Genomic DNA, 12271 nt, shown 5'->3' on the forward strand with positions numbered 1-12271 from the left:
CGCCGGGCGGGTAGGGGTGCGGTGGCGGAGTTTGGGGTGCTGCACCCTTTGCCGCGGATCGCGCCCGTAAGCTCTGGTGCGCCGGGCGGGTAGGGGTACGGTGGCGGCGACCAAGTGGTGCGCCGGGCGGGTAGGGGTACGGTGGCGGCGACCAAGTGCTGCGTCGGGCGGGTAGGGGTGCGGTGGCGGCGACCAAGTGGTGCGCCGGGCGGGTAGGGGTGCGGTGGCGGAGTTTGGGGTGCTGCACCCTTTGCCGCGGATCGCGCCCGTAAGCTCTGGTGCGCCGGGCGGGTAGGGGTACGGTGCTGGCGAACAAGTGGTGCGCCGGGCGGGTAGGGGTGCGGTGCTGGCGAACAAGTGGTGCGTCGGGCGGGTACGGGTGCGGGGACTACGTGTCAGGAGGGCTTTGCGCTTTTCCGACCCACAAATACAGCCAGCACGCCGCACAGGAGACTGATCAGGAACAGCACCCACGACGCAACCGTCAGTGACGATGCCAAGGCCACCGAACCGGCGTCGGGCGTTTCGGATGCCAGCATCGAATCAATGGCCACGTTGGACCACAAGTGGGCCACAGCGAACAGCAGGGGAGCAGCCCACATAGCCCAGCGCCACGACTTACGCGCCACATTGGTACCGATCAACAGGAGCCAGCTGAATCCAAAGATCAGGGGAAACAGGGTGCCTGCGGTCTTGTGCACGTAGTTGAGCTGGCCGCGGGCGGACTCGTCCATGGCCCCGCGAAGCTGGCTGATGTAGTCCTGCGAGAAGCCGCCGATCAGGGAATCCGGCATGGCCAATCCGCCGGAGAGCTGCGTCATCTGGTTCAAGGTGAGCAGGTGCAGGTACCAGAACAGGAACAAGCTGACCACCACGCCCGCGATCACGATGAGCTTGGAGTTGCTCTGCGCCTTCTGCGGCGTGCGCCCGGTGGTGGTGTTGATCACGGGAGGCAGCGTGTGATCGGGAACCACTGCCTTTGCTCCGTGCTTCTTGATGCGCTGGGCTGGTGTCTTGGCCATGTCATTCATTATCCCGCCACATAAGCTGGAACCATGACCACCGGCAGGCACACCGCAACTGAACTTGATCCCACCCTCGATGACTACCAACTGGCCAGCGCCCTGGTCCGTGAGGCAGGCCAGTTGGCGCTGCTCATGCGCATGGGCGGCCTCCAAGGCGAACGGAAGACCTCAGTGTCCGACGTCGTCACGGCAGCCGATCACGCGGCCGAGGCTTACGTCCTGGAACAGTTGCGGCGTTGTCGGCCCGAGGATGGCATCCTCGGAGAAGAAGGCGCCTCCGTCGCCGGAACCAGTGGCCGGACCTGGGTGATCGACCCCGTGGATGGCACCTACAACTTCCTGCACGGATCCACGTACTGGTGCTCAGCGATCGCCCTCAAGCGGGACAGCCCGGAGCACGGAACCAGCCCGGCAGCGGACCCTGAGGTGCTGCTCGGAGCCATCTACCAGCCTGAGCTGGACAAGCTGTGGCTGGGTGGGGAAGAACACCCCGCCACCTTGAACGGAGAACCGATCTCCGGGTCCGGCGATCGGGCCGTGGGTGAAATCAGTGCGGCCACCTACATCCACCCCACCTGGCTGGCCGATCCCCGCACGGCAATGCCTTGGCACGCTGCGGCGATCACAGCCGCCTCGTTGCGCATGTTCGGCTCGGGTTCCTGTGATCTCGGGCGCGTTGCGGACGGCGAGCTCGGATGCTGGTTCCAGCACAGCTGCCCCGAATGGGACTGGCTCCCCGGCAAAGCGATTGTCCGCGCAGCAGGCGGGGACACCGCCGTCGTGAAAGTGAACGGGCTGAACTGGTTCGTCGCGGGAGGCCCGACGGCGGTACGTGAGTTGAGCGCTGCCCTCACCTCTGTTCCCCAGTTTGCCTAGGGAGTAAAGCCGCAGAAGCGCTTGGATGCTTCCATATCCGTGGAGATTACGGGGGCTGTAGACCCGGCGCCTTATAGTGTCGGGGCCAACGCCTAGACTGGTAGGCACCATGGATATGTTGTTTGACCCCTACGCAGACGGACCCTTCAAAGCAGGCACCAAGGCCGCAGTCAAGGCTGCCCCGGAGCTTTCCCACCCCGGGGGAGGCGCTGCCGGCGCCCGCGTCCAAGGGGGCAGCGGCGGGTCGACGGACACTGCCGGAGGGCCGGCGACCGGAGGATGGGGCAACAGCGGAGGGTCCGGACTTCCCTCTGCCGATGCACTCCTGCAAGGGCTGAACCCGCAGCAGGAAGAAGCCGTCAAACACGCGGGCACTCCCTTGCTGATCGTGGCCGGTGCAGGGTCCGGCAAAACCCGTGTCCTCAGTAACAGGATCGCCTACCTGATCGCCACCAAGCGTGCCCACCACGGCGAAATCCTGGCCATCACCTTCACCAACAAGGCTGCAGCCGAAATGCGGGAACGCATCGAAGCGCTGGTCGGCGGGCGGGCCAAGGCCATGTGGATCTCCACCTTCCACTCCTCCTGCGTCCGGATCCTGCGGAGGGAAGCCACCACGGTGGGGCTGAACTCGAACTTCTCCATCTATGACTCAGCGGACTCCTTGCGCCTGATCACCCTGGTGTCCAAGAACCTGGACCTAGACCCCAAGAAGTTTGCGCCCAAGGCCATCCAGCACAAGATCTCGGCACTCAAGAATGAGCTGATCGACGCCGATTCCTATGCCTCCACCGCGAACTACAACGACCCCTTCGATACAGCGGTTGCCGAGGTTTTCAAGGGCTATACACAGCGGCTCCGCCAAGCCAATGCCATGGACTTTGACGACCTCATTGCAGAGACCGTCTACATGTTCCGGGCCTTCCCGGCGCTCGCAGAGTCCTACAGGCGCCGGTTCCGGCACGTGCTGGTGGATGAATACCAGGACACCAACCATGCCCAGTACGCCTTGGTCCGGGAAATCGTGGGAGTGGGAACGGACACCAGTGTCCAGCCGAGCGAGCTGACAGTGGTGGGCGATTCGGACCAGTCCATCTACGCCTTCCGTGGCGCGGACATCCGCAACATCGTGGAGTTCGAAGCCGATTACCCCAACGCCCGCACCATCAAGCTCGAGCAGAACTACCGCTCCACCCAGAACATCCTTAGCGCGGCCAACTCCGTGATCTCACGCAATCCCAACCGCCAGGAGAAGCGCCTGTGGACTGCGGAGGGCGATGGCGAAAAGATCATCGGCTACGTGGGCGAGAACGAGCACGACGAAGCCCAGTTCATTGCCAAGGAAATTGACCGGCTGCAGGACGAGGAAGGATTGCGTCCGGGGGACGTCGCCATCTTCTACCGCACCAACGCCCAGTCCCGTTCCATTGAAGACGTGCTGGTCCGGGTGGGCCTGCCGTACAAGGTTGTGGGCGGCACCCGGTTCTATGAGCGCAAGGAAATCAAGGACGCCTTGGCGTACCTTCGCGTCCTGGTGAACCCCGATGACGACGTCAACCTGCGCCGCATCCTCAACGAACCCAAGCGGGGAATCGGGGATCGGGCTGAAGGCGCGGTGGCTGCCCTGGCCGAACGTGAGCGCTCCTCCTTCATGGCCGCCGCCCGACGCGCCGACCAAGCGCCCGGAATGGCCAGCCGTTCGGTCAACCTGGTTCTTGGCTTCGTGAAACTCATGGATGACCTTGCTGAGGTGGCATCGGGTTCAGGCGCCGCTGCCGCTTTGGAAGCCGTACTGGAGCAGACGGGATACCTTGCCGGATTGCGCGCCAGTACGGATCCGCAGGATGAATCCCGGGTGGAAAACCTCGCCGAACTGGTTGCCGTGGTCCGTGAGTACGAACGCGACAACCCGGAAGGTTCCCTGGGGGAGTTCCTGGAACAGGTCTCCTTGGTAGCCGACGCCGACCAGATCCCCGATGCACCGGGCGCTGACATCGACGCCGCAGTGGCAGAGGCAAAGCGCATGGGTGTGGTCACGCTCATGACCCTGCACACCGCCAAGGGCCTGGAGTTCCCGGTGGTCTTCCTGACCGGCATGGAACACGGGATCTTCCCGCACCAGCGCTCGGCCACGGACCCTAAGGAGCTCGCGGAAGAACGCCGGCTGGCATACGTGGGCCTGACCCGCGCCCGCAAGCGCCTCTACGTCACGCGTTCCGAAGTCCGCAGCATGTGGGGCCAAAGCCAGTACAACCCCGCCAGCCAATTCCTCGAGGAAATCCCCTCCGAACTCGTGGAGTGGAAGCGCGAAGGTATGAGCCGCCAAGCCGGTGGCTGGGGAGGCGCCCCCATCGGCTCCAACCGGTACGGTGGTTCGTTCTGGGGGGCGGGCACCTCACGCGGGGCTGCCGCAAGCCCCACAGCAGGGTTCGACGCCGACGTTCCTGCCGCTGTCGCCCGCAACCGGGTGCAGCCGCAGAAGGAAGTTATTTCCGTGGTGGTGGGGGACAAGGTCAACCACACGAGCTTCGGCAATGGCGTGGTGTTGGGCGTCGAGGGCGCCGGAGACAAGACGGTAGCCAAGGTGAAGTTCGACGTCGGCGAGAAGCGCCTGCTGCTGAGGTACGCGCCGCTGACAAAACTCGATGCTTGAGCACCGCAGCGCTCCATACCCATTGTCCTGAACCCCATCCCAGCCTAGACTGACCGGGCGTTGCACTGGGGCCGACGCCGGTTTGTTTCCCTCCTTGCAATGCCAATTTGCTTGCATTCTTGTGGGGGAGGACGCGCGTGGGCGCTTTTGTTGGGGAACGTCGTTTGCGGGGCAAGGCCGCGAGGCTGCTGCTGGTGGGGGCCGTGCCAAGCGCCCTGGCGCTCCAGTTCGCTCCGCCTGGGATAGCCGATGCGGAGCCGTCACCAACCGGGAGTCCGGCAGCAACCGCCAGCCCGACGCCGACGGCCAGCCCGAACCCATCGGCAAGCACCAGTCCAACGCCGACACCCACTGCCATTTCCGGGGCCACCCAGCCGGCCCTCGCGGAACCGGGGGTGACCAATCCGCCCGCGACGAATCCGGCCGCGCCGCAGCAAGAGCCACCTGCACCAGCTGTAGCGGACCTCGCTGATCCATTGACTGTGCGCTCTTACGTGGACAGGGGGTACCTCACCAAGGCGTACGATGCGCCGCTGGTGATTTCCGGAGGAACAGCACCTTACACCGCCACCGTCAGTAACGTCCCGCCCGGTCTGACGTTCGACCCAGCGAGCCTCAGATTCACCGGCATGCCCACCCAAGCGGGCTACTTCCGGATGCCTGTCACGGTGACGGATTCATCAGAGCCCGCGCTATCACTTGTCCAGGAGGTCGCAATAGACTTTTTCGACTACGCACCGCCCAACTTCAGGACGGTGACTAACTCGGAGAAGTTCACTGACGGCGTCGTTGGAGCCTGGTACAGCGAGAGCATCCTGGTCTGGACAGTGGGTGGGCAGCCATACACCACGGCTGTGGTTTCAGGTGCTCTTCCGCCGGGGATGTCGTGGGGGCGGAACGCCGCTTCCGGCACTCCGACTGCGGCGGGAACGTACACCTTCACTGTGCGGTTCTCGGACCTCTATGAATCCATCGATGCGCAGTTCACCTTGACTGTCCGCGCCTCAAGGCCACAGCCCACGGGTTTCGCCGTTCCAGCGGCAGTCTTGGGTGAACCGTATTCTGCGAAGATCGCCTCCGTCACCGGGGGCGTGGCTCCCTATGATTTTTGGTGGGCGACGCCCCGCCATATGGCCGGTAGCCTGTCGTGGCACGATCCGGGACCGGACGGGCTCACTATTGATGACAATGGCGTGTTGCAAGGCATCCCTACCAGGGCCGGGTCTTTCCAGATCTTTGTGTACTTCAGTGACTCTGGTCTGTACAAACAGTGGGTGTTCTCTACGGTCGTGACCGTCCTCGAAACCCGGCCGCCCGCGGAGAACCCGCCGCCGGCTGCCGAGGCGCCAGCACCTCCAGCGGCGGTGACTCCGGCAGGAGCGGTGGTCCCGGCGTCGAGCGCTGAATATGGCAACTCTGAATACGGCAGCGCTGAACTCGCGGCGACCGGCCTGGAATCCGGAAGACTGCGCACCTTGCTGTGGGCAGCTGCCGCCATGTTTGCGGCGGGCGTCGCGCTGGTGGTCTTCAACAGCCTCCGGCGCCGCCGAGGCAGTACGGCGTGAGGTTACCGGCATAATTGGTGGCATGCGACGGACTGTTTTGGGGATTCTTGCTGCCGTGCTCCTGGTATTGGCCACCGGGTGCTCCTTCGCCACGAAGGATCCGGACTACGTTCCACCGGCCCCTTTGGCACCCCTTGAGCAACTGAAGCAGGTTCCTGTCACGGAGCAGACCACTCTGGCGGCCGGGGAGGATGTCACTGCCTTCGTCACTCAGGACAAGAGCATCGTGTGCGCCTTGACGTCGTCCAAGGGCGGCCACCTGAACCTGCCCTACGAGGCAAATTCCTACTCGGACGCAGCCAACAACAAGTTCCCGGTGGTTCCGGTGGCTCATTGCGAACTGGCGAAGTACGCCAAGCCCGATCTAACCGACATCGCCGATGACTGCGCCGGAACGGGGCTGGGCTACCTCGGCGGTACGGTACTGCTCTCTCCGGACAAGGCGGTCTACGGCTCGTGTCGTTCCGGCGTAACACAAATGGAGTCCGAGTTCGGTCCCAAGGGCAGCCGCAACGGGCCAATCTCCAAGCTGCGGGAACTGGCAGATGGGCAGAACATTGAGCGTAACGGGCTGCGGTGTTCGGCCTATAACGGCGGGGTTGCCTGCGGAAACGTCTCCGGTGGCGTGGCCTTCTTCGTGACGCCAGAGGGCTACCAGCTGATTTCCGACGGCGGCAAAACAGTCACGGGGAAGCTGAAACAAGCGTCGTGACAGCCGGTGGATGGCCCAAAAACCGCGAAATTCTGCGGGTTTTCTACAGCGCATAGAAGTGTAAGGTTACTCACTTAACAGGTAGTGTGTAGCTGGCGGGACTCCTCAAAGGGCTAAAGTTCCGAGAGGACCTTACGCAATGTGACCGGCTTCAATCCTGGTTGTTACCGCGTACTCTCCGCAGCTGGCTATCGCGGTCATCGCGGTTCCCGGCTGAACAGAAAACTACTTCGACGTAGAAGGACACTAAACCGTGGACCTGTTTGAATATCAGGCGCGCGATATGTTCGAAGCGCACGGTGTACCCGTGCTCGCCGGCATCGTGGCGCACACTCCTGAAGAAGCAAAGGCAGCTGCCGAGAAGATCGGCGGCGTAACTGTCGTCAAGGCACAGGTTAAGGTTGGTGGCCGCGGCAAGGCTGGCGGCGTCAAGGTTGCCAAGACTGCCGAAGAGGCGCTTGAGCACTCCACCAACATCCTGGGCATGGATATCAAGGGCCACACCGTCAACAAGGTGATGATCGCCCAGGGCGCAGACATCGCCGAAGAGTTCTACTTCTCGGTCCTCCTGGACCGCGCCAACCGCAACTACCTGGCCATGTGCTCGGTAGAGGGCGGCATGGAGATCGAACAGCTTGCCGTTGAGCGTCCCGAGGCCCTGGCCAAGATCGCCATCGACCCCGCTGTGGGCATCGACCAGGCCAAGGCCGACGAAATCGTCGCCGAAGCAGGTTTCGCTGAAGAACTGCGCGGCAAAGTCGCCGACGTCATTCTGAAGCTCTGGGATGTCTTCAAGAAGGAAGACGCAACCCTGGTTGAGGTCAACCCGCTGGTCCGCACCGGTGCAGGCGAAATTGTTGCCCTCGACGGCAAGGTCTCCCTGGACGAGAACGCCGACTTCCGCCACGTGCACCACTCCACGTTGGAAGACAAAGACGCAGCTGACCCGCTCGAGGCCAAGGCCAAGGCGCAGGACCTCAACTACGTCAAGCTTGACGGCGAAGTAGGCATCATCGGCAACGGCGCCGGCCTCGTGATGTCCACCCTCGACGTCGTTGCTTACGCCGGCGAAAAGCACGGCAACGTCAAGCCCGCCAACTTCCTGGACATCGGCGGTGGAGCTTCCGCCGAGGTCATGGCCAACGGTCTGGACGTCATCCTTGGCGATTCCCAGGTCAAGAGCGTGTTCGTGAACGTCTTCGGTGGCATCACCGCGTGCGACGCCGTGGCAAAGGGCATCGTGGGTGCACTTGCTGAGCTTGGTACCTCTGCGAACAAGCCGCTGGTAGTCCGCCTCGACGGCAACAACGTTGAGGAAGGCCGCCGCATCCTGACCGAGGCCAACCACCCGCTGGTTACCCTGGCCGCCACCATGGACGAGGGCGCCGACAAGGCTGCCGAGCTCGCCAACGCAGCTAAGTAAAGGGACGCGACAATGTCTATCTACCTCAACAAAGACTCCAAGGTCATCGTTCAGGGCATCACCGGCGGCGAGGGCACCAAGCACACCGCCCTGATGCTCAAGGCCGGCACCAACATTGTTGGTGGCGTCAACGCCCGCAAGGCCGGTACCACGGTCCTGCACGGCGACAAGGAAATCAACGTCTTCGGCACCGTCAAGGAAGCCATCGCTGAAACCGGCGCAGACGTCTCCATCGTCTTCGTCCCGCCGGCATTCACCAAGGACGCCGTTGTTGAAGCAATCGAAGCCGGCATCGGCCTCGTTGTTGTCATCACCGAAGGCGTCCCGGTTCAGGACTCCGCCGAATTCTGGGCATTGGCCCAGTCCAAGGTTGACGCCGACGGCAAGCAGATCACCCGCATCATCGGGCCGAACTGCCCCGGCATCATCACCCCCGGCGAAGCCCTGGTGGGCATCACCCCGGCGAACATCACGGGCAAGGGCCCCATCGGCCTGGTGTCCAAGTCCGGTACCTTGACCTACCAGATGATGTACGAACTCCGCGACCTCGGTTTCTCCACCGCAATCGGCATCGGTGGCGACCCCATCATCGGCACCACGCACATCGACGCCCTGGCTGCGTTCGAGGCTGACCCGGAGACCAAGGCAATCGTCATGATCGGTGAGATCGGTGGCGACGCTGAAGAGCGTGCAGCCGACTACATCAAGGCCAACGTCACCAAGCCCGTTGTTGGCTACGTTGCCGGCTTCACGGCTCCCGAGGGCAAGACCATGGGCCACGCCGGCGCCATCGTGTCCGGCTCTGCAGGCACCGCGCAGGCCAAGAAGGAAGCTCTCGAAGCCGCAGGCGTGAAGGTCGGCAAGACGCCGTCCGAGACCGCTACGCTGCTGCGCGAAGTTTTCGCCACGCTCTAGGTTTACCGCCGAAGGCACAAGAAGTACGACGACGGCCCGGCGCCTTCCCTGCGGAAGGTACCGGGCCGTCGTCGTACTTTAAGCAGCTGACGCGAGCCGAAGAGTCTGGGGGAAAACTCCGACCCGCGCCAGGTCCAGGGGGTCGGCTAGGCGATGACTTTCATGGCCTGCCAGCCGGTGCCGAGGCTGATCGGCGGGACGTTGCTGAGCGTTCCGCCTCCCGAGCCCGGATACAGCCACAACGTGTCTCCGATGCGGCCCAGGATGTCGTTCTTGCCGTCGCCGTCAACGTCCCGCGGACCGACCAGCGCTGTGCGGGTTCCCCAGCCCGTCCCAATCTGGGTCCATTGCAGCCAGCCCCCGGTTCCATCGCCCGGATATAGCCATAATGCGCCTGTGTCGGTTCGCCGCGCCAGTACATCTGCCTTGCCGTCGCCGTTGAAATCGCCGGTGCTGAAGATGGCATTCATGACGTCCCAGCCCCAGCCCACGGTGTAGGGAGCCCGCTGCCCTCCGGTCCCGTTTCCTTCGTAGAGCCGGAGCTCGCCGTTGCTGCGACGACCAATGAAATCGGGGATGCCATCGCCGCTGAAGTCGCCGGGTGAGAAGATCTGCGTCATGGTGCTCCATCCCGTGCTGACCTGTGTCCGTGCCCCGAAGCTCCCTGTGCCGTTGCCGGGGTAGAACCAGAGGATGTCGCCTGCGCGGGCCAGCAGATCCGGTTTACCGTCCTTGTTGAAATCACCGGGGGTGACGGTGTCAGTGATGGTGGACCAGGCTGGTGCGGCCAGGGCGACCTGACGTGGGTCCAGTCCGCCGGAGGCATTGCCGGGGTAGAGGTACAGGGTGCCCGCAGTATCGGCGGCCAGCACGTCCGCCCGTCCGTCTCCATTGAAGTCATGGCTGGACGGCGGCCCGGCTGCCGGAACAGTGTAGGTCTGGGTGCCTACAGGCGAGGTGTTGCCGGCAGTGTCTACGCCGATGTACTTGAGCACCAGGGTGGAACTGCCCATGACCACCGGATTGGCGGGGTTGTACTTGATGTTGGTGGCCGATTCCGTGGCCGTTGGCGTGCTTCCGTTGGTGGTGTAGTAAATGGTGGCAGGTTCATTGGCCGACAGTGCGATGGTTGCTCCACTGGCCAGCGCACGACTGGTGGGGTTGGCAGTGACCGTGGGGGCGGCTGTGTCCGGCGGAATCGAATAGCTCTGAGTGCTTACCTCGGAGACGTTGCCGGCGGTATCCCTGGCGAAGTACTTCAACGTCATGGGACCGGGACCGTTGAAGGGGATGGCCGTGGTGTAGGTCAGTCCTGCCGTCAGGGGATCCGTGCCGTCCGTGGTGTAGCGGATCTCAGCCGGTTCATTCGCGGACAAGGTGATGGTGGTTCCCGCAGCGTATTGGCCTCCCACGGGGTTGGCCGTGACCACGGGCTTGGTGACGTCCGGACCCGTGGAGTATGTCTGTGTGACCACAGCCGATGAATTGTTCGCTGCGTCCACGGCGAAGTACTTCAGCGTCAGCGGACCATTCAGGATCAGCGGTGCCGTGTACTTGCTGCTGGCGGTGGTCGGGGTGCTTCCGTTGGTGGTGTAGTAGATGGTGGATGTTTCGTTGGCCGTCAGGGTGATCGCCTGGCCTGCGGTGTAACTTCCGCCCGGGGGCGCTGCGGTGACTACCGGAGCCGCGGTATCAGCGCCAAGGTAGGCCTCAAACTCGGCCAAGCCGGCATTCGTAGTCCCGGAACTGACCCCGGTAATGTTCAGCCGCACCGAGCTCACCGTCTTCGCAGGAAACTTGATGGTGAGGCCGGAGCCGTTGTTGGGCAGGGCCGGTACAGCCACCGTACTTCCATCGGAGAACTGGAGGTTGCCGGCGGTGATCTGGTCAGTGAGCAAAGGTCGGTCGGACAACGTCACGGCATCGATTGTCCGGGTGGGGGAGAAGTTGTACTGGATCCAGCTGCCCGCCTTTTCCCCGGCTGACACCCACTCACGGGTGGCATCCATCGGAGCACCCCACTGGTACCCGTCGCGGGCCTTTTCCGGGCTCTGTGCGGCGGCCTTCTGTGAGGAAGCCGTGACGGTGGTGCCCGCCGATTTGGCGGCGTTGCCCACCCACTCAATGGCCGTGATGTATTGCCGTTTCAGCCACTCGTCATACGGGGAATCCGGACAGCCCTCACCGGGGGTGCTGCAGATATACATGTCGAAGTCGGAGAACCGGACAAAGGTATCCACTTTGGCCGTCAGTTCTGCCCCCGTCACGTTCTGGGCATACTCGTCAATGACGTAGGCGTCATAGGCGAGGGAAGTGTGCGGCCCGGTGTAGCTGCGGGTTGCGAGCTGGGCGAATTTTGCGGTGGCCCAGTGGTCGCTGTGGTCATAGGGGCTGTTGAAGTTCCCGGTCCAGTCCTGGGTGCGGAAAGTGGTGGGCTGGAAGTTCGCCACAAGCCGGTTCAACGCCGACTGGAACTGGGACTTGGTGAACGTCGCTGCATTATCCACGGGGCGGATGGAGGAAAGCCGGCCATCCCAGAGTTTCAGGATGCTCTGGCTGTTGTAGGCGGCGCTGCCCAAGCCGTTCGGAAAGCCGTCCGGCAGCCGCATGTACACCACAGAGACGTTGGGAGCGCCGTTGAGGGTCCGCATTGTCAGCGGACGCCCCGGTACGCCGGCGTCTGAGGTCGTCCAGCTGTTGGAGACGCCGGCCATTTTGGCGTAGCTTGCCTGGATGCCCGATTCGAGGCTGCGCCAGTACGTTGCTCCCTCGCCGGCCTCACCTGCTGTGGTGAAAACCGTTTGGACACAACGCTTGGCTTGGATGTCCCGCATGAAGTCAGGGCTGAGGAAGAGCAGGTCATCGTCCGTATGGGCAACGATCTGCATGGCACCACCCGTGCCCGCACAGGGCGGTTCGGCGGCGGTTGCCACAGATGCAGTGGTGAGGACCAGAGAGCCCATCACCATGGCGGGGCCGAGCAGAAAGCCCAGGACCCAGCGATGGAACGAAGTGCGGATAGTAGTACGTAGGGGTCGACTGGCGTATTTTGGACGGTCCACAACCATGCTCCTTTGAGCAGATGTTGGGCCCCCCAGCCGG

At 63.4% G+C, this 12271-nt stretch carries 8 protein-coding genes; 6 read left to right on the plus strand and 2 right to left on the minus strand.

Annotation, left to right across the window (positions count from 1 at the left end; all coding sequences use genetic code 11):
- Positions 1-395: 395 nt before the first annotated feature.
- The gene (locus tag LDN85_RS05315) at positions 396-1022 is read right to left on the minus strand and encodes a hypothetical protein (RefSeq protein WP_035761266.1); all 627 of its coding nucleotides are present in this window, start codon (positions 1020-1022) and stop codon (positions 396-398) included.
- Between the two features lie 33 nt (positions 1023-1055).
- Here LDN85_RS05315 and LDN85_RS05320 point away from each other — a divergent pair, with 33 nt between their 5' ends.
- The 6 genes from LDN85_RS05320 (at position 1056) to sucD (ending at position 9169) form a co-directional block, all read left to right on the plus strand.
- Positions 1056-1901, plus strand: coding sequence for an inositol monophosphatase family protein (locus tag LDN85_RS05320; protein ID WP_026543191.1), 846 nt, complete (start codon positions 1056-1058; stop codon positions 1899-1901).
- A 109-nt stretch (positions 1902-2010) separates the two neighbouring features.
- Complete coding sequence (gene pcrA, locus LDN85_RS05325; protein WP_035761264.1) at positions 2011-4554, plus strand: DNA helicase PcrA; 2544 nt, start codon at positions 2011-2013, stop codon at positions 4552-4554.
- 137 nt (positions 4555-4691) lie between these two features.
- Positions 4692-6119 carry a putative Ig domain-containing protein gene (locus LDN85_RS05330; protein WP_223944787.1) on the plus strand — a complete coding sequence of 476 codons (1428 nt, stop codon included), beginning with the start codon at positions 4692-4694 and terminating at the stop codon, positions 6117-6119.
- Between the two features lie 22 nt (positions 6120-6141).
- The gene (locus LDN85_RS05335) at positions 6142-6831 is read left to right on the plus strand and encodes a hypothetical protein (RefSeq protein ID WP_035761261.1); all 690 of its coding nucleotides are present in this window, start codon (positions 6142-6144) and stop codon (positions 6829-6831) included.
- 253 nt (positions 6832-7084) lie between these two features.
- Complete coding sequence (gene sucC / locus LDN85_RS05340) at positions 7085-8254, plus strand: ADP-forming succinate--CoA ligase subunit beta (RefSeq protein ID WP_026543187.1); 1170 nt, start codon at positions 7085-7087, stop codon at positions 8252-8254.
- A gap of 12 nt (positions 8255-8266) precedes the next feature.
- Positions 8267-9169: a succinate--CoA ligase subunit alpha gene (gene sucD, locus LDN85_RS05345; protein ID WP_026543186.1), complete on the plus strand. Its 903-nt coding sequence runs from the start codon at positions 8267-8269 to the stop codon at positions 9167-9169.
- Between the two features lie 146 nt (positions 9170-9315).
- Here sucD and LDN85_RS05350 read toward each other — a convergent pair whose 3' ends face one another.
- On the minus strand, positions 9316-12237 hold the full coding sequence (locus LDN85_RS05350; protein ID WP_026543185.1) for a chitobiase/beta-hexosaminidase C-terminal domain-containing protein: 2922 nt from the start codon (positions 12235-12237) through the stop codon (positions 9316-9318).
- Between the last annotated feature and the right edge of the window lie 34 nt (positions 12238-12271).

It is taken from the genome of Arthrobacter sp. StoSoilB20, from assembly GCF_019977295.1.
In the GTDB taxonomy this organism is placed as follows: Bacteria; Actinomycetota; Actinomycetes; order Actinomycetales; family Micrococcaceae; genus Arthrobacter; species Arthrobacter nicotinovorans_A.